The organism is Streptomyces atroolivaceus, assembly GCF_000717025.1.
Classification (GTDB): domain Bacteria; phylum Actinomycetota; class Actinomycetes; order Streptomycetales; family Streptomycetaceae; genus Streptomyces; species Streptomyces atroolivaceus.
This window is the reverse complement of the sequence record NZ_JNXG01000015.1, coordinates 19,902-43,255: the sequence shown is the minus strand read 5'-3', so window position 1 is coordinate 43,255 and position 23,354 is coordinate 19,902. Positions and strand designations below refer to the sequence as shown.

Below are 23,354 nucleotides of genomic sequence, written 5' to 3'. Positions count from 1 at the left end.
CGGGGGGCGGACGCATGACCACGGTGGTCTTCACTCACGGCACAGGTGTGCGTGAACCGCACCTGGGCGGGCTCGTCGCGCGGATCACGTCGGGGCTGGCCGAGACCGCTCCGGGCGCGCGCCTCGTCGCGTACGACTGGGGCGGGCCGTACGGGGCGAGGCTCGCCGCCGACGGTGCCAGCATCCCGGCCGCACCTGGCGCCGGAACCGGCAGAAGCGCCGGAGACCCGGTCGAGGGCGACGACGCGGAGGAGTGGGCCCGGCTGTACCGCGATCCCTCGGCCGAGCTGGCGACGGCGGCGGCCGGAGTGGCCGGGCGCGCGACGCCGCCCGGAGCGGCCTTCCCGGACGAACGCCCCAGGGCGGTCCTCCTGGACATCGCGGCCCGGGGCGTGACCGGAGCAGCGGGCCCGCTCGCCCCGAGGATTCGGGAGGCGGCGGCCGAGCTCGCGCGCAGTCCCCTCCTCGGCCCCGCCGCCGAAGCCCTGGACCCGGAAACTCTTGCGGCGGTGCTGGCCAGGGCCCTGACCGCGACGGTCGTCGCTGCGGACATCGCGGCTGACAGCCCCGTGCAGATCGGGGGCGACGGCAGGGACGCGGCCGTCGCCGCGCTGGCGGAACGCCTGGGTGGCGCCCCGGCGGGCACCGGCCGTGGCCCCCTGCTCCGGATGGCGGGACGGCCGCTCGTACGCCTCGGCTCCCACTACGCCGTACGGCGCCGCCGCGCGCTCACGGATGCCGCGCACCCGGCCGCCGGCGACATCCTCAAATACCTTGCCAGGGGCGAGGACATGAGAGACGGCCTTCGGGAGCTGGTGGCGACGCTGGAGCCCCCCGTCGTGCTGCTCGGACACAGCCTCGGCGGCATCATCTCGCTCGACACCCTCATCACCGCCCCGGTGCCGGGAGCCGAGCTCCTCATAACCGTCGGCTCGCAGGGCCCCTTCCTTTACGAGACGGGCGCGCTGCCCATGCTCGCGCACCCGGGCCCGCTGCCTGACCACGTACCGCCGTGGCTGAATCTCTACGATCGCCGCGACCTCCTCGGGTACGCCGCCGAACCGCTCTTCCCCGGCCGGGCCCAGGACGTCGTCACCGACAGCCGGCAGCCCTTCCCCGTGGCGCACAGCGCCTACTGGACCGATCCCGCCGTCTACCGCGCGATCGGGGAGCGGCTGCCGTGACCCGCCGCCCCGTCCCTCCGGACCGTGTCTTCGCCCTCGTCGTCGGCATCGAGCAGTACGTGGCCGGGCCGGGCTGGGACCTGCCGGGCCCGGCCCGGGACGCCCTCCGCTTCCGCGACTGGCTGCTGGCCCGTGGAGTGCCCGACACCCACATCCAGCTCCACCTCGCACCGCTGCCCGGCAGCCTTCCCGACGTCCCGTTCCGCCCGGCCGACCACGAATCGCTGAGGCGCGCCTTCATCACCGACCTCCCTGACCGGAGGGAGGAAGCGCTGTGGGTGTGGTGGGGCGGCCACGGCGTGCTGGACACGGACGACAACACCCGGCTCTACACGGCCGACGCCACCCTGAGCGACCGGCGCAACATCCATGTCGAATCCGCACTCGCCCGCCTCAGGAGCGACGTGACTCCCGGCCTGGGCGTGCAGATGTGGATGGTCGACGCGTGCCGCACCTTCGACGAGATGCACCGCTTCCCGCAGCCGCCGCCCACGGAGCGTCTGCCCGCCGGGGGACGGATCGCCGCGCACGAGCAGATCCTGATGTTCGCCGCAGGCCGTGGGCAGCGGGCGGCCAACGATCCGGACCGCAGGCTCGGCGTGTTCTCGGACATCGTGCTGAGCGTTCTCCCCGACGAGCCGGTACCGGACCCCCCGCCCCTCTTCGAGGCCGTGCGGGCGCGGATGGACGCGCTCAGGGCAGCCGGCCACGTCCGGCAGACCTTCGACTTCCGGCTGGAGCGGCCAGGACACGCGCACGTCGAGCAGTCGGACCCACCGCCTCCCGCCGTGCCGCCGCTGGGCCGGCTCATCGAGGCCCTGATGGCGTATCCGCTGATGAACGACCGCGACGAACGGCAGACCCTGGTCAACGAACTCCCCTCCGCCGTCGTCGCACGGATGCCGAGGCACCCCATGCCGCGCACGGATGTGATCGGGATCGTACGCACCCTCAGGGCGCGGCCGGACGGGCTGTGGAAGCTGTACGCCGCGGTGACACTGCTCGACGACGACGCCGACCGAGGCTCCGAACTCAAGTCCTCGGTACAGGACTTCATGGCGGAGTCCCGGCCCGGAATGTGATCGGCTGGCGTGATCACACGGGTTTCGGGAAGGGGTCTCAGTCGTCATGATGGAGTAAACGGTGGCATCCTGTGCCACCGCTCGCGAAGGGGGAGCGCGCCTTGTACCAGCCGGTGCCCGCCGACAACACACCCGATCACATCGAGTCCGACCTGATGGACCTGACCTCCGTTGGCGTTGCCGACCTGAGGCGTCTGCCCGCCCCGAGAGGGGCGGCGCGGCTGCTCGACGAGCTGCGGCGCGCGCGCACCAACGCGATGGGAAACGGTGAGCCCGGGCGGGCCGAGTAGTGAGGCCCCACAGGCCACCGCGATGGATCCGTCCACGACAGGGAGCGATGTGTTCGCACCGATCCGCATGTCAGGACCGCTGTTCGACGAGATCGCCGCGGGCGGCGGTTCGCCCGAAGCCGTCGCGTTCCTGGTCCGGGGTGAACGCACGCGCCGCCTCCTGCTCCTGCGCGAGCTCTTCGACCTCCTCGACGCGGACCCCGGCATCCTCGGCCCTCTGGACGCCCGGACGGTCTGGCCCACGCTGGAGGCGGCCGCCGCCCGGGCCCCGGAGCCGGTCGAGGCGCTGCTGCTGACCCCTCAGGTCGGCAGCTGGCTCGCCCACACACTTCGGAGGCTGCACGGGACGGCCTCCGGGCCGCCGCTGTGGGCCGACGCCGGACAGATCGCCGCCGTGGCCGCGGCGGCGGCCGTCCACGCGGGGACGGCCGCCGAACTCCTCCTGCCCGCCCGGGGAGGGACCGTCAGCCTGCCCGCGCTGGGGCTGGTCCGGTTGCCCGGCCAGGACGAGGACGACCACCTCCCCGTGTCCGTCGTGGTGGCCGACGGAACCCTCACCGTCCGCACCGGGCGCGGGCCCGACATCGTCGTACGCCCGCTCACCGAGCCGGAGTCCGGGCAGTGGCTGCCGGTGCACAGGCTCGACACCGGTCCCGGCGCACCCGCCGTTCAGCTCGACGACCTCGACCCCTACCGCGACCTGGACGAGCCGATAGCCCCGGCCCGCCTCGCCCCCGGAGAAGTACGGGCCTGGCAGTCGCTGTTCGACGACGCCGTGGCCATCCTGCGCCGAGGGGGTACCGGTCCCGGCAGCCTGCGGCCCGGGGAGATCAGCCGCATCGTGCCCTGGCACGCCAGGGACAGCGCCACAGGGCTCCCCGTACCGGCCGAGGGGCTCAGCGCCTCCACCGGCGACGCCTTCGCCTCCATGGTGATCGCCCGGCCCCCGGACGGCCTCGCTCTCGCGGAGACCCTGGTCCACGAGTTCCAGCACAGCAAGCTCGGCGCCCTGCTCCACCTCTTCCCGCTCCTCGACGACGACCGGTCCGAGCGTCACTACGCGCCCTGGCGTGCCGATCCGCGCCATCTGCCCGGGCTCCTCCACGGTGCGTACGCCTTCGTCGGCGTCACCGGTTTCTGGCGGGAGCGGATCGGAGACACCGAGGCGGACCCGGCCGGACGCGCGCCGTTCCTCTTCGCGCTGCGTCGGCTCCAGACCCGGCTGGTCCTGCGCACCCTGGCGACCCGTGCCCGGCTCACCGAACCCGGACTGCGGCTCGTGACCCGGCTTTCCGAGACCGTCGACGGCTGGCTGAGGGAGCCGCTGGCAGCCGGGACCGTGGCCAGGGCGCGAGCGTCGGCGGTCAGCCACCGGGTGGAGTGGCGGCTGCGCAACCTGCGCTGCTCCGAGGGCGACAAGGACACCCTCGTCAAGGCGTTGCGCTCCGGGTCCGCCCCCGTGCCGGGTGGTGAGCCGCTCGTCGCCCCGGATCCGGGGCGTGGGCACTGGCAGGACGACCGCGCCCGGCTCTACCGGCTCGGCGGGTTCGAGTCGGGCCGGCCGCCGACGGCCGACGAACTGCTGGTCGCGGGGGACACGGAAGCGGCACGTGCGGCGTACACCGCGCAACTGCGCGGCACCGGTGCGCGCGACCCGCACGCACTGGCCGGCTGGCTGCTGGCGCACGCGGCTCTGTACCCGGGCGACCGGCGGCTGCTGGCCCGTCCCGAACGGTTCGCGGCGCTGCTGGGGACGACCTCACCCGACCGCTGGACGCAGACCGCCCACTGGCTGGCGGGCGGCCCCGCGGCGCTCGGGGAGGCCCGCTGACACGGCGCACGGACGCCGGGCCGGCGCGTCCCCCCGGCCCGGCGTCCGCCGGGATCAGCTCGACGAGACGTTGAACCCGTTGGTCGTGAAGTTCAGCCCGCCGGCGGAGGACGTGATCTCGTAGCCGAACTGGACGTCACCGATGGTCTCGTCGCCCCACCAGCCCTTGGTGTCCTTGATCCACTTCAGGATCGGCAGGATGTTCACGGTGCCCGCGGACGAGTCCGAGGTCCGCAGGAAGGAGAAGACCTCGTTGGCGCCGTTGTCACCCTTGTAGACGGCCCAGGTGTGCCCGCCGAGGGTGACCGTTCCCTGGGAGGTGCCGAGCGGGCCGACCGCACCGTTGTGGTTCACCCAGAGCATCACCTCGTAGTCGTAGTCCGTGTCCCAGATGTCGTACGAGGTGTTGTACGCGCCTGACGACGGGACGGTCACGTTGTAGCCGCTGGTCAGCGACGAGAGCGACGTGATCGGCTTGTTGACGATCTTCTTGGCGTTCGGGTAGGACTTGATCCCACCGGTGTTCGGGTGGTTCGCCGTCACGCCCCAGTTGCTCGACGAGTTGGCCCAGATGGACTGGGTGCCCGCTCCGGAGCCCCAGATGTTGTTGTAGAGGATGTAGTTGTCGGACGTGGTGTAGTTGCCCCACTGCTCCGACGAGGTCCAGATCGCGGCGTGGGCGGGGGCCGCCGCGAAGCCGATCAGCGCGGCCACGGCTGCGGCCGGGGCCAGCAGCAGCCGGGTCAGGGTGGATCGTGCCATGGGGTGTTCCTTCCATGTGGGGATGGAGGACTGCTACCGCGCCCCCAGGGTGAGGACGCGGTCCACGCCGGCCGTCAGCTCCAGCGGAGCCGCGGGGTTTCCGGCGGAGGTCTCGGTGAGGGTGAGCCCGTCGCCCGTACGCAGATCGACCCGGGCGTCGCGGGTGGGGCGCAGCACGGCGGTGGCACCTTCCTCCGACCATCTCAGGTCGAGGTGTGCTCCGAACCGCGTGCGCACACCGCGGAGTTCACCGGCCCGGTACGCCGCCGGGACGGCGGGCAGCAGAACCAGGCGGCCGGGTGCCGACTGGACGAGCGACTCGATCACGGCGGCGGGCAGGGTGTGGGCCGCGTCCGCGTTGTAGACGTTCCGGGACGGGTAGTGCGCGCTCATCAGCGAGTCGTGGAAGAAGTCACCGCCCAGCACCGCGTCCAGCGCCGCCGACACCCTGGAGGGGTCCCGCAGCCGGGCGGCGATCAGGGCGTGGTGCAGATGCCCGTGGGCGGAGTCGTTCTCCGAGCCGCGCAGCTCCAGGGCGCGGTGCGCGGCCGCGGCCAGTTCCGGGGTGTCGTACGGGTTGATCGCGTCCAGCGGCCACACCGGATAGAGGTGGCTCAGGTGGCGGTGGTCGTACGTCTCCCGCAGGCCCGGCCACGCCCACTCGGCGAGCGCACCGTCCTCGTTCACCAGGTACGCCGGGAGCCGGGCCGCGAGTGACCGCCAGAGTCCGGCGGACGGGTGCCCGGGGGCGTGCCCGGCAGCCGTCGTCAGGGCGTGGCGGGCCGCGGCGATGTCCATCGTCGCGTTCACCGTCCCCCAGCTCGCGTTGGCCGGCCGGTTCTCGGGGGAGTACGAGGGCACGACCGCAAGGTTGCCGTCCGGGTCCTCACGGCTGAGGAAGTCCTCGTAGAACAGCGCCGCTTCGACGAGAGCGCCGGTCAGAGCGGCGTCCGGGGTGCCCGTCGTGACCTCGGCGTGTTCCAGGAGCGGCTGCAGCAGCCAGTCCGCCCCGGCCGTCCACAGATGCAACGGGTAGGCGCGCTGGAAGTGCCGGGTGTGACCCGAAGCGCCGTCCGTGTGTGACGGGGCGACGATGCCCCGCGCCCCGAAGAGCGCCCGGGCGTTGTCCTGCCAGTCTGACAACTGCCCGTGGACCAGGGCCGCATGGGCCTCGGTGACCTCCGGGAGTGCGGCCGCGGCGGCGGAGGCGATCTGGAGGTTGAGGTTGGCGTTGGTGGTGAAGGCGCCGGACCAGGCGGTGTCCCAGTCTCCGGTCCACAGACCGGTCAGCCGGGGCGGCAGCGCCCCCGAGGAGGACAGCAGGTGGTAGCGGCCCGCCGCGAAGAGCCGCTCCAGGAGCGCGGGGGACTCCGGCGTACGCAGCAGTTCGCTGCCGGACAGCTCCCGCTCCGGTGCAGCGTCCCGCAGCGTGAAGGAGGCACGCCCGTACGCGGTCCGGTGCGGCGGCCGGTGGCGCTCCAGCAGCGTGGCGTAGTCCTCGCGCGGCAGAGCGGCCCACAGCTCCCCGAGGTCCGGGCGGTCGGCCCCCCTGACGACCCGGGTCGTCAGGGTGAGGCTCCGCGCCCCCTCGATCCGGATGCCCTCGCCGGCCACCGAGACGCGTCCGCCGTCCACCCGCGCCGCGGTGACACCCGTGTACCCGAGCCCGCTGCCCGGATAGCCCACCCGCAGAGCCAGGTGCGCGCCGTCCGGGGTCAGGACCGTGGAGCGGCCGACCGCCAGCCGCGCGGGGGCACCGGGCAGCGAGGGGTCCAGGACGATGTCCGCGGTCAGTCCGGGGTCCGTGACGTGCTGCACGATCACGTCGTCGGCCCGCGACACGAAGACGCCGCTGTTCCAGGCCTCGTACGACGCGGTCACCTCGCCCGTCGCGAAGTCGACCTCGCGCCGGTATCCGGCGACCGCCTCGTGCAGCCCCCGTGTGCGGCGCACGCACGTCCGGAACGCCGGGTGGAAGGGCTGCACCCACACCAGCGGTCGGCCGGCGCCGAAGTCCTCCGCGGCCGTCGTGTCCCCGGAGAGGAGCGCGTCCTGGAGGCGGTGGAGCCGGTCGGCGAGTTCCGGCGGGCGCAGGTCCTCGCTGCCGTTGGGCCGCACCAGGGAGTGGTGGTTGACGATCACCTGGTCGTCGGCCGGGTCGCCGTACACCATCGCCCCGTGACGGCCGTTCCCGCTGAGGAACGCGTCCTCCCAGCGGGTGGCCGGACAGGGCTCCCACGTGCCGTCGATCATGCCGAGACGTCTCTGAGCACGGCGACGCCGTAGCGGTCCAGCTCCACACCGCCGTCGGCCTCGGCCCCCGTGAGCAGGTCGAGGTGCCGGCCCGGCAGTTTCACCCCGGCCGGTGCCCGGCCGTGGTTCAGCAGGAAGAGCAGCTCGCCGCGCCGCACCGCCTCGACCCCGGAGGGCAGCCCCTCCAGCACGGGGCGTACGCCGGCCCCGGCCGCCGCCCGGCCGAGCAGGTCCCGCAGCGACTCGGGCTCGGGCAGCGTCGAGACGTACCACGCGCCGCCCTTGCGGAGCACCGCGGGAAGGCCGTCCAGCTCGCCCTCGCGGTAGGCGGCCACCGTCTCCGCGCTGCCGTCGGGTTCCAGCTCCTCCGACCACAGCGTGCCCCGGAAACCGTCGCACTCCACCGTCGCGTCCGCGTCCAGCGGCCACCACTCGTGCACCGTACGGATACCGAACAGCTCACGCAGCCTGCCGTCCATGCCACCCGGCCTGATCCGGTCGTCGACGTCCGCGACTCCGGTGAAGAACCCGCACACGAGGGTGCCGCCGCCTCGCACGTACGCGACGAGGTTGTCGATCGCCGCGTCGCCGAGGAGCTGGAGCTGAGGAACGAGCACCATCCGGTACGCGCTCAGCTCCGCCTCCGGGCGGGCGAACTCCATGCCGATCCCGCTGTCCCACAACCCCCGGTGCCAGGCCTGTACCAGTTCCGTGTACGACACGAGGGAGGACGGCCTGCCCTCCTGGGTGCTCGACCACCAGGCGTCCCAGTCGTGCAGCACGGCGACCTCGGCCGGGACCCCGGTGCCGCTCACCTCGGCGCCGATCAGCGCGAGTTCGGCTCCGATGCGCTTGACCTCCCCGAACGTGCGTCCGCTCTCACCTGCGTGGCTCAGCATCCCGGAGTGGAACTTCTCCGCCCCCTGCCGGGACTGCCGCCACTGGAAGTAGCAGAGTGCGTCCGCGCCCCTTGCCACCGACTGGAGCGACCAGAGCCGGTTGAGGCCGGCCGGCTTGGGATGGTTGACGCCACGCCAGTTGACCGACCCGGCCGCCTGTTCCATCACCATCCACGGCCCGCGGGCCTGCGAGCGGGTCATGTCGGCGAGCATCGCGTTGTACTGTCCGCCCCGCGGGTCCGTCGGGTCCGGGTAGACGTCGACGGAGACGATGTCCTCCTGCTCGGCCCAGGCCCAGGCGTCCTGGCCCGACCACAGCGGCATGAAGTTGGTCGTCACCGGGATGTGCGGGGTGTGCCGGGCCACGATGTCCCGCTCGGCGGTGTAACACTCCATCAGGGCGTCGGAGGTGAACCGCTTGAAGTCCAGCTCCTGCGCCGGATTCCGTATGTACTGCGCCTTGCGCGGCGGCAGGATCTCCGCCCAGGTGTCGTAGCGCTGGCTCCAGAACGCCGTGCCCCAGGCCTCGTTCAGCGCCTCCAGGGTGGTGTACCGGGAGGCCAGCCAGCGTCGGAAGTGGGCGCCGGTCTCGTCGCACCAGCAGTGCGTGCAGTACTCGTTGTTGATGTGCCACACGGTCAGCGCGGGATGGCCGGCGTACCGTGCCGCGAGGTCCTCCGTGAGGGCCGCCGCATAGCGTCGGTACACCGGTGAGCTCGGGCAGAAGTGCTGCCGGGAGCCGTAGTTGACGACGGCGCCGTCCTCCGTGCGCGGCAGTGTCTCCGGGTGCAGGGCCCCCATCCACGGGGGCGGTGAGGACGTCGGGGTGGCGAGGACGACGCCGATGCCGTTGGCGTGCACGAGGTCCAGTAGCCGGTCCAGCCAGCCGAACTCCCGTGCCCCTGGGCGTGGTTCGATCGTCGCCCAGGAGAAGACGCCGACGGTCACGGAGTTGACCCCGGCCGCCCTCATCAGCCGGACGTCGTCGGCCCACACCTCCTCGGGCCACTGCTCGGGGTTGTAGTCGCCGCCGAAGAGGATGCGGCCACGGGTGGCGTCGTGCAGGGACGGCATGGACGTCTCGTTCCTCTACTGGGGGTCTGCGTACTGGATGCCGCGGCCGTTGGTGCCCAGATAGACACGGCCGTGGACACGGGGGTCGCCGGTGATGGCCTCGCCGGTCCACCCCCACCGGTGGGCGTCGTCATTGATACGGACCCAGGTCGCGCCCGCGTCGTCCGAGCGGAGCACGGCCACGCCGTCGTACGTCGCAGTGACCCGCCCGGTCTGGAAGATCGCCGGGTAGCCCGGCCGTCCCTTCCGTGGGGCGGCCTTGCCGAAGCCGAGGGCGTGCGAGGCCTGGCAGCCGGCCACCGGCGTGAACGTGAGGCCACCGTCCTTCGAGCGCAGGAGACCGTTGTCCTTGGCGGAGAGCCACAGGTCTCCGGAGCGCCCGGGAGCCGCGGCTATACGGAACTGGACGTCCCCCGAAGGGAGCCCCGTCGCGCCCTCGGTGAAGGTCGCGCCCTTGTCCGTGGAGAGGAAGACCGCCCCCGTGTCCGTGTCGTACACGTAGAAGCGCCTCGGATCGAGCGGGTCGGAGACCGGTGTGCCGCCCTTCGGGAACGTGGTCACCTCCGCCCACGTCGCGCCCCCGTCCGTGGAACGGTGAGCCGCGTACTTCGTGCCGTCCCAGTGGATGAACGACCACAGCAGCGTCGCCCCGTCGGCGGAGACCGCCACCGGACCGGGGGCCGTAGGGGCGATCGCCGGCTGGGACGCGAACGGCTGCCAGCTCGCCCCGCCGTCGTGGGAGCAGGCGCCTGCCGAGTCGGAGCCCGACGGCCAGCCCGTCCGCACGACGTACGACGGCTTCAGCGTGGCAAGGGCGAGTCCGGTCGCCGTGCCGAACACCGGGTTCGACGCCATGCCGCGCGACGGGGACGCGGTCAGGGAGTCGTGGCGCATGACCCCGATGTCCCCGAGACCGCTGAGCAGCCGGGCCCCGGAGGGAGGGGCGATCAGCTGTCGCACCGCCGACTCCTCGAGACCTCGGATCTCCGGGGCCCAGTGCACCAGGTCGCGCGTGCCGAAGATCGTCGCGCCGGTGCCGTACAAGAGGTGCCGCGAGTCGTACGGGTCCACGGCCACGGCCTGGATCCACCAGCCGAACTTCGGCTCGCCACCCCACTTCAGATACGGGGTCTCCGAGACGTCGAGCACCGCCGTGTCCTTGAGCGAGGTCCAGGTCGCCCCGCCGTCGGTGGAGCGGAACAGGGTGTCCACCGGGCCCCAGCGGTTGTTCGTGGAGACGACGACCGTCCCCGGGCGGGCCGCGTCCACGGCCACCCCGCCGTACCCGAACGCGTCCCCGGCCCCCGGGGCCACCGGTGTCACGTCGGTCCAGGCCCCCGTCACCGTGTCGAGGCGGTGCACCGACCCGTCGGCCTGGTTGTTGGGGCCCGGGCCGTCGGCGTAACTCACGTAGAGCGCACGCGTGCCCGCGTCGTACGCCGCACGGACCGGAACCTTCGTCGCCGCTCCGGACGGCTGTCCGGGGACGGCCTCCCAGCCGCCCGAGGTGTTCGTACGGTAGAGGGCCGTGCCGCCGTCCCCCCAGCCCGCGTACACCGTCCGTCCGGCCGCCACCAGGAGGGTGACGCCCTGGCCGCTCGCCGATGCCGCGGCGGGGAACGAGGTGTCGGCGGCCCAGGTGGCCCCGCGGTCCGTGGAGCGCAGCAGCCCGTCGTGGCGCGTCCCGAGCCAGAGCGTCCCGCTGTCGCGCGGATCGACCAGGAGCCGTTCGCCGCAGCCCCGGCCGTCCTCGTTGGCGCCGAGACGGACGGTGAGATCCGAACGCTTCCAGGTCGTGCCGCGGTCGTCGGACCGGAGCACCGCACCCGGGGACGCCCACGCCTGTGCGTACGTCCCGAGAGCCAGGTACAGCCGGTCCGGGTGAGCCGGGTCGACGGCCATCGCCTCGACGCCCAGCAGATTCCAGTCGTCCCAGCCGATGTGGTCGGTGAGTGCCGTCCACCGGGACCTGCGGTCGTCCCAGCGGTAGGCGCCCCCGATGTCCGTGCGGGCGTAGGCGAGACCCCGCACGGCCGGATGGAACAGGATGCCCGTCACGAAGCCCGTCCCGCCGATCGCCGCGGTGCGCCAGTGGTGCGGCTGGGTCTTCGCGGGCCGCCGGGCGGCCGAGGCCGTGCCCGCGGCCGGCAGCACGGAGGCCGAGGCCGCGACCACGGCCGCACCGGCCAGGACGGTCCGGCGCCGGGGACGCGGGGCGGGTTCTGGCTGCGGGACGGACGAAGCGCGCATGACGAAGACCCTCCGGTGGGGGTGTGACGGGTGAGTGTGGTGCGGCAGGCGGTGATCAGCCCTTGACGGCGCCGGTGAGCATGCCTTCCTTGAAGTGCTTCTGGACGAAGGGCGAGAGGAACGCGACCGGGATCAGCGCCAGCACCATGACCGCCATCTGGATGGCGAGCAGTGAGAGCTGGCCCGTGTTGATGACCTGTGTCAGGCCGGTGGGACGCTCCTGCTTGAGGACCAGCTGGTTCATCACGTTCTGGAGCGGCATCATCTCCGGGTCGCTGATGTAGATCGACGCGTTGAACCAGGCACTCCAGTAACCGACCGCGTAGAAGAGCGTGATCACCGCGATGACCGCACGGGACAGCGGCATGATGATCTGCCACAGGATGCGGAAGTCGCCCGCCCCGTCGATGCGGGCGCTCTCGACCAGCTCCTGGGCCGTACTCATGAAGAAGGCACGCAGGACCAGGATGTTGAAGACGTTCAGCGCGCTCGGGAGGATCAGCGCCAGGTAGGAGTCGGTGAGGCCGAGCCCCTGGACCACCAGGTAGGTGGGGATCAGGCCCGCCCCGAAGAACATCGTGGCGAGCATGAACAGCAGCAGCGGACGGTGGAGCACGGATCCCGGCCGGGACAGGCCGTAGGCGCACATGATCGACACGGCCATGCTGAAGAGCGTCCCGACCACGGTCACGCAGATGCTGATCACCGCGGCCCGGGTGACCTGGCCGCCGCCGAGGAGTTCCTGGTAGGCGACGAACGTGATGCCGCGCGGGATCACCACCAGTCCGCCCGCGTCGGTGATGGTCCGCACCGAGGAGAGGCTGGTGACGACCACGACCCAGAGCGGGAAGAGCACGGCCAGACAGGCCAGGACCAGGACCACACCCTTGGAGGCGAGCCCCGCCTTCGTGGGATCCTCCTCCCACACCGGCCGCAGCCGGCCACGCGTGCCGGGCTTGATCCCGGCCACGCCGGTCATTCGGTAGAGCAGGCCGCTCACTTCTTGTACACCCCCTGCTCACCCATGAGATGGGCGACCTTGTTGGCCCCGAGGACCAGCAGCAGACCGAAGATTCCCTTGACGATCCCGACGGCCGCCGCATAGCTGAAGCCGCCGTTGGTGATGCCCACGTTCCACACGTAGGTATCGAGGACCTCGGAGGCACCCGGCCCGACGGCCGTGCGCTGGAGCAGGATCTGCTCGAAGCCCACGGTGAGCGCGTTGCCCACCTGGAGGACCAGCAGCAGGGCCACGACCGGGCGGAGGGCGGGCAGTGTGACGTGCCACATGCGGCGCCAGCGGTTCGCACCGTCCATCGCGCTCGCCTCGTAGAGCTCCGGGCTGACCGAGGCCAGGGCGGCGAGGAAGACGATGACACCCCAGCCGGCGTCCTTCCAGATCATCTCGAAGGTGATCAGGAACTTGAACAGACCGGGGTTCGTCATGAGGTCGAAGCCCTCGTAGCCGTTCTCCCGCAGCGTCTGCGCGATGAGCCCCGCGCCGCCGAACATCTGCTGGAAGACCGTGATGACCAGGACCCAGGAGAAGAAGTGCGGCAGGTAGAGGATCGCCTGCGCCACCGCCCGGACCCGGGGCCGCACGAAACTATTGATGAACAGCGCGAGCAGGATCGGCACCGGGAAGAACAGCGTCAGCTGCAACAGGAAGATCGTGAGCGTATTGCCCAGCGCCGACCAGAACAGCCGGTCGTTCACCATCTGCTGGAACCACTCGAGGCCGACCCAGGGGCTCTGCAGAATCGCCTGGAAGGCGTTGTCCGCGATATAGGGGTCGTAGTCCTGGAAGGCGACCACGTTGCCCACCAGGGGGACGTAGGCGAAGACCAGCAGCAGCAGCATCGCCGGCAGGGTCATCAGCAACAGCGTCCGGTCACGGCGCAGCCGGTGCCGCAGGGGCACCTTCGCACCGACCGGGGCCGGCCCGCGGGCCGCCCCCTCCTTCTCGGCCGGCGGCGACGCAGGGGAGCCCTGCGCGCGCCGGTCATCTGTGCTCAGAGACATGTCAGGAAGCCGACTCACCGGTCTCGTCGAGCAGCTTCTTGTACCAGTCGCGAAGCTTGTCGCCGCCCTTGGTCTTCCAGTCCGAGACCTGCTGCTGCATGTCGCCGACCTTCTTGCGGCCGCGCACGATGTCCTTCTCCAGGGCCTCGAACTGAGCGTTGAGCTCGGTGTACCGGGTGGGCTCCTGGATCTGCATGCCGTGGAACAGCGGCTTCCTCAGGTGCGCGCCCTGGCGCTGCTGCCACTCGATGACGCCCTTCGCGACGTCCGGGTAGTCCGGGTAGGCGCGGTACGGCTTGGAGGTCGCGATGTACTCGTAGGTGGCGAAGACCTCGTTGTTGCCCTTCTCGTTCTTGACGAGCACCCCGTCCTTCAGGGTGTGGTGGGTGCCCTCCAGGCCGTACGCCCGCAGACGCTGCTCCTTGCTCCCGTACGGAGCGGCGGTGAAGTTGGCCAGCGCGAGGAGGTCCTCGATGACCTTCTTGTCGGCCTTCTTGCTGGCGAAGCACCAGATGTTGGAGGGGGAGGCCTCGTAGATGACGGGGTCACCGCCGTCGTGGGCGAAGAAGTCCATCGCCCCCATCCGGAACTCCGGCTTGTCCAGCCGCTGTACGGCGGTCGCCGCGTACCAGTCCGAGATGTCCGCGTTGTACATCATGACGTTGCCCGAGGAGAAGGTGGTGCGCATGTCGCCCGTCTCCGCCTTGGCGTCCGGGTGCACGAAGCCGGCCGAGTACAGCGAGCGCGACCACTCCAGCGCCTCGAGGTACTCCTGGGTCTCGTAGCGGTTCACCAGCTTGCCGTCGACCAGCTGCCAGTAGTAGGGCTTCTCCGGCAGCACCCCGAAGAAGACGAACGCCGACCACGTCATGTCGCTGCACGCCCACACCTTGCTCCTGGGCGCGTTGATCTCCTTGCAGAGGTCGTAGAACTCCTGCGTGGTGGTCGGGACCTCGTACCCCTTCTCCTCGAAGATGTCGGCGCGGTAGAAGGGGGTGATGTTGGGCGTGGCCTCGGCGGGCATGGGAATCCCGCGCAGCTGTCCGGCGAAGATGCCGCGCTGCCAGGCGCCGGTGGGAATGGCCGCCAGGTTGGGGTAGGCCTTGACCTTGTCACCCGACAGGTAGGGGCCGAGGTCGGCGAACTTGTTCGCGATCGCGCTGGGGATCTTGCCCTGGAGCTCCCATCCCGGGACGACGACGGCGTCCGGGATGGCGCTGGAGGCGAGCACCGCGCCGAGCTTCTGCCCGTAGACGTTGCCGTCCTGGTTCTGCCACTTCACCTTGACGCCGGCGGCCGTGTCCATCGCGGTCCAGTAGGCGTTGCCCTCGCCGGGCGAGGTGCCCCAGAGCGGCGCCATGATGCTGATCTCGCTGCCCTTGCCCAGCTTCTTCGGCACCGACACCGCCAGCTTGTCGGCGGGGAGAGCCGTGGTGAAACCGTCGGCGGAGCCGTTCTTGCTGGGGATGTCAGGGGTGACGGCCTTCGAGGGCACATAGGCCGGAAGGATGTCCTTCAGCTTCTGACCCGTGGTGGTTCCCTCGTTCTTCGAGCCACCGGAACCGCCGCCACAGGCGGCGAGGAGCGGCATCCCGCCGCCCACGGCTGCCGCGACAACCACGGAGGAGGCGAGGAATCGTCTCCGGCTGGGAGCGGAGGGGGAGTTCGGCGTCATTGCGTCAACCCTTCGTGGTGCAACAGGACGGCCCGCGGCGGCGACTGCCGCTCGGCCCTGTGTCTGAGGTAGGGGCGTTACCGGCCGAGCCGGTCGGTACTGCACCGGCTGAGCTGAAGCGGTCAACGGGCTGCCTCGTCGAAGCGCTTCGATGTTGCAGCGAGGTTAAGTGAAGGGTGTCGGCCGCACAAGAGTTCGTTTCGATATTCCTCCGACCTGTTTCCGAACCGTTTCCCGGCGTGATGACGCACCGATGTGCCCGGAAGAGCCTCTTTGGGGCGGTCGTGCCCTTGACACCTGCGGGGTTGGCCGCAGAGCATCGAAGCGCTTCGAAAGATCTTCTCCTCGCGCCGAAGGACGACTCGGCGCCCGCAGACCGGAAAACCTCCCACCTCTCCAAGGGGACCCGCACGTGACGGACCATCCGCTTCCCTTCCGCGACCCGCAGCTGTCCTTCTCCCGGCGCACCGACGATCTGCTCGGACGGCTCACGCTCGACGAGCGGATCGCGATGCTGCACCAGTTCGCCCCGGCGGTGGAGCGTCTGGGGCTCGGCCCGTTCCGTACCGGACAGGAGGCCCTGCACGGGGTCGCCTGGATGGGGCCTGCCACCGTCTTCCCGCAGGCCGTCGGCCTCGGCGCCACCTGGAACGACGACCTGGTCCGCCGGATCGGCGAGGCCGTCGGCAACGAGGTGCGGGCCAAGCGCGCCCAGGACGACCGCGTCGGGCTCAACGTCTGGGCACCGACCGTGAACCTGCTCCGCCACCCGCTGTGGGGCCGCGGCGAGGAGGGGTACTCCGAGGACCCGGCCCTCACCTCCGCCATCGCCGTCGCGTACACCCGGGGACTGCGCGGGGACGACCCCCACTACTGGCGCACCGCTCCCGTGCTCAAGCACTGGCTCGCGCACAACAACGAGACCGACCGCGACACCGCCTCCTCCTCGGTCCGCCCGCGCGTCCTGCACGAGTACGACCTGCGGGCCTTCCGCGACGCGGTGCGGGCGGGGGCGGTGGCCGGCGTCATGCCCGCCTACAACCTGGTCAACGGCCGCCCGAACCACGTCTCCCCGCTCCTGGGGCAGCACCTGCGCCGCTGGACCGACCAGCCGCTGGTCGTCTGCTCCGACGCGGGCGCCCCCTCGAACCTGGTCGACTCCGAGCACTACTTCGACACCCACGAGGAGGCCACCGCGGCCTCCCTGAAGGCGGGTGTCGACAGCTTCACCGACCACGGCACGGACTCCACGGTCATGACGGGACGCATCCGCGACGCGCTCGCGAAGGGGCTCATCGACGAGAGCGACATCGACACGGCGGTCCGCCGTCTGCTCGCCATGCGATTCGCGCTGGGGGAGTTCGACCCGGAGCTCGATCCGTACGCGCGTGTCGACGACCTGGACACCGAGGAGCACCGGGCCCTCGCCCTGGAGGCCGCCGAGCAGGCAGTGGTCCTGCTCGGCAACGACGGCCTGCTGCCCCTGGAGCCGAAGCAGGGCCGGACCGTCGCGGTGGTCGGCCTGCTGGCGGACGCCTGCAAGCTCGACTGGTACAGCGGCACGCTCATGCACCGCTCGACACCGCTCGACGGAATCCGCGAACGGTACGGCGCCGAGAACGTCCTCTTCGCGGAGGGCGTGGACCGGATCAGGCTGAAGAGCTCCGACGGCTGGCTCCACGTACCCGCCGCCGACGGGGTGACGGAAGGGGAGGCGCGCGGCGCGGAAGGCGCCCTCGACCCGGCCCTCCTCGCCGGCCGCACCGACCTGCCCCCGCTGATCTGCGGCGACGAGGCGACCGAACTGGCCCTCGTCGACTGGGGCGACGGCGTCCTCACCCTGCGTACCGACGAGGGGCTGTACCTCTCCGTCGCCGACGACGGATACGTCAGGGCGTCGGCGGACGAGCCGGGCGGCTGGGTCGTCCAGGAGACGTTCCGCCTGGAAGCGGTGGAGGGGCACGACGGCGGGCACCGCCTTCTGCACATCGGGACCGGTGGGTACGTGTCTGTCGCCGCCGACGGCGCGAAGGTTGCCGAAGCGGGCGAGAAGCTTTCCCGGGACGACGCCACGGTCTTCGAACGGGAGACCGTCGAGCACGGCGCCGACGCGGTGGCCCGCGTCGCCGCGGCCGCCGACACCGTCGTCGTCGTGGCGGGCAACGACCCCCACATCAACGGCCGTGAGACCGAGGACCGTACGACCCTCGCCCTCCCGGCCCAGCAGGACCGGCTGTGGCGCGCCGCGCACGCCGCCAACCCCCGTACGGTCCTCGTCCTGGCCTCCGCCTACCCCTACGCGGTCGGCGACGCGGCGGACGGGCTGCCGGCCCTGCTCTGGACGGCGCACGGGGGCCAGGCCGCGGGCACCGCGCTCGCCCGCGTCCTCGCCGGCGACGTGTCCCCGGCCGGCCGGCTCCCGCAGACCTGGTACGCGAGTGACGACGATCTGCCCGGCCTGCTCGACTACGACGTCATCGGCTCCCGGCAGACGTACCTCTACTTCGACGGCACGCCCCTCTTCCCGTTCGGCCACGGCCTCGGTTACGCCGACTTCACGTACTCGGCCCTGCGCACGGAGGTGGACGGCGAGCGGCTGCGCGTGTCGCTGACCGTCACCAACGACGGCGGACTCGCCGCCGACGAGGTGGCGCAGCTCTATGTCCGCGCGGCCGGACCCGCGGAGACGGACGGACCCGCCCCCGAGGGCCTGGGGCGCCGGCTCCCGGGCCTCGGCGATCCCCTGGACCTGCCGCGGCGCAAGCTGGTCGCCCACCGCCGACTGCACCTCGCGCCCGGTGCGGCGGAGCGCATCGAATTCGACGTACCCGTGGAGGAGTTGGGGCACTGGAGCGTGGCGCACGGCCGGTGGGCCGTCGAGCCGGGCGCGTACGAGATCCTCGCGGGCGCGTCGAGCGCCGACATACGGCTCACCGCGACAGCGGTCGTCGACGGGGAGGCACAGGGCCCCCGCCCGATGGCGGCACACGGTCTGGAGGCCGTCGACTACGACCGGCAGAAGGACACGGAGATCCTCGACCGTACGAAGACGGAGGGTGACGCCGTGGCGCCCGCGTCCACCGACAGGGAGGGGAGTCTCGTCTACAGGGCGTGCGACTTCGGTGAGGGTGTGTCCGGACTGACGTTCCTGGCCTCGGGGGAGGGAAGCATCGCCGTGAGCGTGGGCGGCCACAGCCTGGCGCTCCAGATCCCGGAGACCGGCGGACCGTACGCCTACCGCACCTTCGAGGCCGCGCTGGACCTCCGGGGGGTGCACGACCTGGGTATCGGCCTCAAGGGGGCCGTGCGCCTCGCCCGTGTGGACGTCGTTCCCGCCAAGAAGGAGACCGCATGAAGTTCACCGACGGCTTCTGGCTCATGCGCGAGGGCGTCCGAGCCTCGTACGCGACCGAGATCCGTGACCTGCGCGTCGATGCCGACCGGTTCACCGCCTACGCCGCGGTGAAGCGTGTCGCGGCGCGCGGCGACACGCTCAACACCCCGCTGATCACGGTGGAGTGCTTCTCCCCTGCCGAGGGCGTCATCGGCGTACGCACCACCCATCACGCGGGCAAGGCCCGGCGGGGGCCGGACTTCACGCTCCTGCCGGACGACACCACGGCACCCGCGGCCCGCACCCGCCGGGACGGTACGGCCACGGAACTCACCAGTGGACCACTGACGTTGCGTATGGACGGCGACGGGCCCTGGGGCATCAGCTTCCTCGATGCCGAGGGCAGGCGCCTCACCGGGGTGGACCCGAAGGGCACGGCGTTCGCGACCGCGCCCGACGGCACGCACCACATGATCTCCCAACTGGGCCTGGACGTCGGCGAGAACGTCTACGGGCTCGGTGAGCGCTTCACCCCGTTCGTCAAGAACGGGCAGACCGTCGACATCTGGCAGGCCGACGGCGGCACCAGCAGTGAACTGGCCTACAAGAACATCCCGTTCTACCTGTCCTCGCGCGGCTACGGCGTCTTCGTCAACCACCCCGGCAAGGTCTCCTTCGAGGTCGGATCGGAGTCGGTGGGCCAGGTGCAGTTCAGCGTCGAGGACCAGTCGCTGGAGTACTACGTCGTCGCAGGCCCGACGCCGAAGGACGTCCTGTCCCGTTACACGGCCCTGACCGGCAGACCCGCGCTGCCGCCGGCCTGGTCGTTCGGCCTCTGGCTGACCACGTCCTTCTGCACGTCCTACGACGAGGAGACCGTCACCTCCTTCGTCGACGGCATGGCGGAGCGCGGAATCCCGCTCAGCGTCTTCCACTTCGACTGCTTCTGGATGCGCGAGTACCAGTGGTCGGACTTCCTCTGGGACCCCGAGGTCTTCCCCGACCCGGAGGGGATGCTGGCCCGCCTCAAGGAGCGCGGACTGCGCATCAGCATGTGGATCAACCCCTACATCGCGCAGAAGTCGGCCCTGTTCGCGGAGGGCGCCGAACACGGCTACCTGGTGCGACGTCCCAACGGTGACATCTGGCAGTGGGACCTGTGGCAGCCGGGGATGGCGCTCGTCGACTTCACCAACCCGGCCGCCCGCGCCTGGTACGACGACAAGCTGCGTCTCCTGCTCGACCAGGGCGTCGACTGCTTCAAGACGGACTTCGGCGAGCGCATCCCCACGGACGTCGTCTGGCACGACGGCTCCGACCCGGAGCGCATGCACAACTACTACGCGCAGATCTACAACCGCACCGTCTTCGAACTCCTGGAGAAGGAGCGCGGGGCGGGAGAGGCGGTGCTCTTCGCCCGGTCGGCGACGGCGGGCGGACAGCAGTACCCGGTGCACTGGGGCGGTGACTGCTTCGCCTCCTTCACCGCCATGGCCGAGTCCCTGCGCGGCGGGCTGTCGCTGAGCCTGTCCGGTTTCGGCTTCTGGAGCCACGACATCGGCGGCTTCGAGGGCACCCCCGACCCGGCGGTCTTCAAGCGCTGGCTGGCCTTCGGCCTGCTGTCCTCGCACAGCCGGCTCCACGGCAACGTCTCCTACCGGGTGCCGTGGGAGTTCGGCGAGGAAGCCGTCGACGTGGCACGGAAGTTCACCCTGCTCAAGCACCGGCTCATGCCCTACCTCTACGGAGTGGCCACCGAGGCGCACCGTACGGGCATCCCGATGATGCGGCCCATGCTGGCGGAGTTCCCCGGCGACCCCGCCTCCCGCACCCTGGACCGGCAGTACATGCTCGGCCCGGACCTGCTGGTCGCGCCGGTCTTCACCGAGGACGGCGAGGTCGAGTACTACGTCCCCGAGGGCACCTGGACCTCACTGCTCACCGGCGAGCGCGTCACCGGCCCCGCCTGGCGGCACGAGACGCACGGCTTCGACAGCCTGCCGCTGCTGGTCAGGGACGGCGCCGTGCTGCCGTGGGGCGAAGACGACCAGCGCCCGGACGGTGACTGGCTGGACGGCCTCACCCTGCGCGTCTTCGGCGCCCACGCGGGCGAGCGGATCGTCACCGTCCCGGATGTGACCGGGGCCGTCGCGGCGACGTTCCGCATCACCCGGGAGGGCTCCGGCGTGCGGGTCACGGCCGAGGGCTCCGCCCGGCCGTACCGGGTGAGCGTGGAGGACACCGGCGCGGCGGGGGAGGGGGCGGGGACGGTCACGGTCGCCTGAGCCCCGCACGCCGTCCGGCAGCCCGCAGTCCACCCCGCCCGGGGGTGCACGGCGGGCTGTTCCGTGCGCGCCCCGCAGGGTGTCCCCTGCACGCGTGTCCGAATCCTCGGGCAGGCGGTCCCCCGGTCCTCTACTCTGCCCCTACCGGCACGGAGGGGGATCGGTATGGCTGGCTTCCTGCTGTTCGCGGCTGCGGTGCTGAGCATCGTCGGAGTGGCATCCGATCGCGGAGTGATCACCGAACTGAGCTGGTTCGTATGGGCGTTGGGCATCCTGCTGCTCATACGCCGGACCCTGCACCGCAGGAAGTACGGAACTCCCGAGCTCCTGTCGGCCGCAGCGGCGGCCGGTGATGCGCGCGCCCTGCGGAGCCTGGCGATGGTGGCGAAGCTCCGCGACGACTACGACGAGGCGGAACGTCTCCTGCGCAGGGGTGTCGACGTCGGTGACGTCGAGTCCATGTGGGAGATGGGGCGCCTGGTCGAGCATCGCGACGGCCTCCAGGCGTCGGAGCCGTGGTTCCGGATGGCTGCCGAGCGCGGGCACTTCTCCGCCAAGCGGTTCTTCCGCCCCGGACACGCACTCAACATGGACGGCAGTAACCCCCTGTAGCGGCCCGGGTGTCCTGAGTGGTGATCCCGCCCGCTGCTCCGCTCGTTCCTCGCTCCAGGCCCTTCACGTAGTGAGACATGTCACTGGCAGTGAGGCGTTCGGCATACATTCCGTCGGGTCGGAGAGGTGTCCAGGCTGCCGGTGTGCCGAACCCGTGGTCCGCCGGTACGGAACAGTGCTCCGCGCCCCTCCGGTGCGGTGCAGCCCAGGCACGGAAGGCAGACCCCCACATGTCGGCTACCCCTACGTCGGCTCCCCACGCGGAGGCCCCCGCCACGGCGGCGCTCGATACCGTCCACATCGACGGCACATGGCTCCCCGCCGTCTCCGGAGCCACGCGGGAGATCCTCGACCCCGCCGACGCCACCGTCCTGGCCCTCGTCGCCGAGGGCGGCACCGAGGACACCGACGCCGCCGTGGCCGCCGCACGCCGTGCCTTCGACGACGGCCCCTGGCCGCACAAGCCCGTCGCCGAACGCGCCGAACTGCTGCGCCGGGTCGCCGCGCTCCTCCAGCGGGACCGCGAGGAGATCGCGATCACCGAGAGCCGCGACACCGGAAAGACCCTGGAGGAGGGCCGCGTCGACGTCGACGACGTCACCAACGCCTTCCGCTACTTCGCGGACCTGGTCATGAACGAGAGCGGCGGCCGGGTCGTCGACGCGGGCGACCCCGACGTCCACAGTGTCGTCGTGCACGAGCCGGTCGGCGTCTGCGCCCTCATCGCACCGTGGAACTACCCGCTGCTCCAGGCCAGCTGGAAGATCGCCCCGGCCCTCGCCGCGGGCAACACCTTCGTGCTCAAGCCCAGCGAGGTCACCCCGCTCTCCACCGTCCACCTGATACGGCTGCTCGCCGAGGCCGGACTGCCCGACGGCGCCGCCAACCTCGTCACCGGTGCGGGCGACCCCGTGGGCGCACGGCTCTCCGAACACCCGGACGTCGACCTGGTCTCGTTCACCGGCGGCCTCGCCAGCGGCACCAAGGTCGCCCAGGCCGCAGCGCCCACGGTCAAGAAGGTCGCCCTGGAGCTCGGCGGCAAGAACCCCAACGTCGTCTTCGCCGACGCGTGCGCCACCGACGAAGCCTTCGACACCACCGTCGACCAGGCACTGAACGCCGCGTTCTTCCACAGCGGCCAGGTCTGCTCCGCCGGAGCCCGCCTCATCATCGAGGAGTCCGTCCGCGACCGTTTCGTCACCGAACTCGCCCGCCGCGCCGATGCGATCCGGCTCGGCCGCGGCACCGTCGAGGGTGTCGAATGCGGCCCGCTCGTCTCCGCCCAGCAGCTCGCCAAGGTCGAGGCGTACGTGGCGTCGGCCCGCGAGGAGGGCGCGGTCGTCCGCTCCGGCGGTGCCCGCCCCGAGCCTTCCGGCGTCCGGCCCGCCGGCGGCTACTTCTACCGGCCCACCGTCCTGGACGGCTGCAACCGGGAGATGAAGGTGGTCCGGGAGGAGACCTTCGGACCGATCCTCACCGTCGAAACCTTCCGTACCGAGGAAGAGGCCGTCACCCTGGCCAACGACACGGAGTACGGTCTCGCGGGCGCCGTCTGGACCACCGACGCCGGCCGCGCCCGGCGCGTCGCCGGCCGGCTGCGCCACGGAACCGTCTGGATCAACGACTACCACCCCTACCTCCCGCAGGCCGAGTGGGGCGGCTTCGGCAAGTCCGGCACCGGACGCGAACTCGGCCCCACCGGGCTCGCCGAGTACCGCGAGTCCAAGCACATCTACCAGAACCTCAACCCGCGCCCGCAGCGCTGGTTCGCCGGCTGAGTCCGAACGGCCCTGCCCGTCCG

Annotated in this window: 15 protein-coding genes; 8 read left to right on the top strand and 7 right to left on the bottom strand. The window is 71.4% G+C overall.

From position 1 onward, the window contains the following. The first annotated feature begins 14 nt into the window (after window positions 1–14). From OO67_RS25115 to OO67_RS25100, 4 genes are all read left to right on the top strand, one after another. Window positions 15–1,184: a serine/threonine-protein kinase gene (locus tag OO67_RS25115; RefSeq protein WP_033303677.1), complete on the top strand. Its 1,170-nt coding sequence runs from the start codon at window positions 15–17 to the stop codon at window positions 1,182–1,184. Further along, a complete protein-coding gene (locus OO67_RS25110; protein ID WP_033303675.1) occupies window positions 1,181–2,266 on the top strand; it encodes an effector-associated domain 2-containing protein in 1,086 nt (361 codons plus the stop codon). The genes OO67_RS25115 and OO67_RS25110 overlap by 4 nt, the downstream gene beginning before the upstream one ends. A 101-nt stretch (window positions 2,267–2,367) precedes the next feature. Then, a complete protein-coding gene (locus OO67_RS25105; protein WP_051709836.1) occupies window positions 2,368–2,556 on the top strand; it encodes a hypothetical protein in 189 nt (62 codons plus the stop codon). A 49-nt stretch (window positions 2,557–2,605) separates the two neighbouring features. After that, window positions 2,606–4,387 (top strand): HEXXH motif domain-containing protein, encoded by a 1,782-nt coding sequence (locus tag OO67_RS25100; RefSeq protein WP_033303671.1) that lies wholly within the window; start codon window positions 2,606–2,608, stop codon window positions 4,385–4,387. Window positions 4,388–4,441: 54 nt separating this feature from the next. Here OO67_RS25100 and OO67_RS25095 read toward each other — a convergent pair whose 3' ends face one another. The 7 genes from OO67_RS25095 to OO67_RS25065 are packed head-to-tail and all read right to left on the bottom strand — an operon-like array spanning window position 4,442 to window position 15,322. Continuing rightward, on the bottom strand, window positions 4,442–5,149 hold the full coding sequence (locus OO67_RS25095) for a GH12 family glycosyl hydrolase domain-containing protein (RefSeq protein WP_033303669.1): 708 nt from the start codon (window positions 5,147–5,149) through the stop codon (window positions 4,442–4,444). 33 nt (window positions 5,150–5,182) lie between these two features. Then, on the bottom strand, window positions 5,183–7,402 hold the full coding sequence (locus tag OO67_RS25090; RefSeq protein ID WP_033303667.1) for a glycosyl hydrolase family 95 catalytic domain-containing protein: 2,220 nt from the start codon (window positions 7,400–7,402) through the stop codon (window positions 5,183–5,185). Beyond that, on the bottom strand, window positions 7,399–9,375 hold the full coding sequence (locus OO67_RS25085; RefSeq protein ID WP_033303665.1) for a beta-galactosidase: 1,977 nt from the start codon (window positions 9,373–9,375) through the stop codon (window positions 7,399–7,401). The genes OO67_RS25090 and OO67_RS25085 overlap by 4 nt, the downstream gene beginning before the upstream one ends. A gap of 15 nt (window positions 9,376–9,390) precedes the next feature. Beyond that, complete coding sequence (locus tag OO67_RS25080) at window positions 9,391–11,625, bottom strand: sialidase family protein (RefSeq protein WP_033303664.1); 2,235 nt, start codon at window positions 11,623–11,625, stop codon at window positions 9,391–9,393. Window positions 11,626–11,680: 55 nt separating this feature from the next. Next, window positions 11,681–12,604 (bottom strand): carbohydrate ABC transporter permease, encoded by a 924-nt coding sequence (locus tag OO67_RS25075; RefSeq protein ID WP_063746171.1) that lies wholly within the window; start codon window positions 12,602–12,604, stop codon window positions 11,681–11,683. A 17-nt stretch (window positions 12,605–12,621) separates the two neighbouring features. After that, window positions 12,622–13,647 (bottom strand): ABC transporter permease, encoded by a 1,026-nt coding sequence (locus OO67_RS25070; RefSeq protein ID WP_033303661.1) that lies wholly within the window; start codon window positions 13,645–13,647, stop codon window positions 12,622–12,624. Between the two features lies 1 nt (window position 13,648). Then, window positions 13,649–15,322, bottom strand: coding sequence for an extracellular solute-binding protein (locus tag OO67_RS25065; RefSeq protein WP_033303660.1), 1,674 nt, complete (start codon window positions 15,320–15,322; stop codon window positions 13,649–13,651). A 412-nt stretch (window positions 15,323–15,734) separates the two neighbouring features. On the opposite strand from OO67_RS25065, the gene OO67_RS25060 reads away from it, so the two are divergent. From OO67_RS25060 to OO67_RS25045, 4 genes are all read left to right on the top strand, one after another. Next, window positions 15,735–18,677 (top strand): glycoside hydrolase family 3 C-terminal domain-containing protein, encoded by a 2,943-nt coding sequence (locus OO67_RS25060; protein ID WP_033303659.1) that lies wholly within the window; start codon window positions 15,735–15,737, stop codon window positions 18,675–18,677. Continuing rightward, window positions 18,674–20,941: an alpha-xylosidase gene (yicI, locus tag OO67_RS25055; RefSeq protein ID WP_033303658.1), complete on the top strand. Its 2,268-nt coding sequence runs from the start codon at window positions 18,674–18,676 to the stop codon at window positions 20,939–20,941. The genes OO67_RS25060 and yicI overlap by 4 nt, the downstream gene beginning before the upstream one ends. A 165-nt stretch (window positions 20,942–21,106) precedes the next feature. Continuing rightward, the gene (locus tag OO67_RS25050) at window positions 21,107–21,553 is read left to right on the top strand and encodes an SEL1-like repeat protein (RefSeq protein WP_033303657.1); all 447 of its coding nucleotides are present in this window, start codon (window positions 21,107–21,109) and stop codon (window positions 21,551–21,553) included. Window positions 21,554–21,783: 230 nt separating this feature from the next. Continuing rightward, on the top strand, window positions 21,784–23,331 hold the full coding sequence (locus OO67_RS25045; protein WP_051709833.1) for an aldehyde dehydrogenase family protein: 1,548 nt from the start codon (window positions 21,784–21,786) through the stop codon (window positions 23,329–23,331). The last annotated feature ends 23 nt before the right edge of the window (window positions 23,332–23,354 follow it).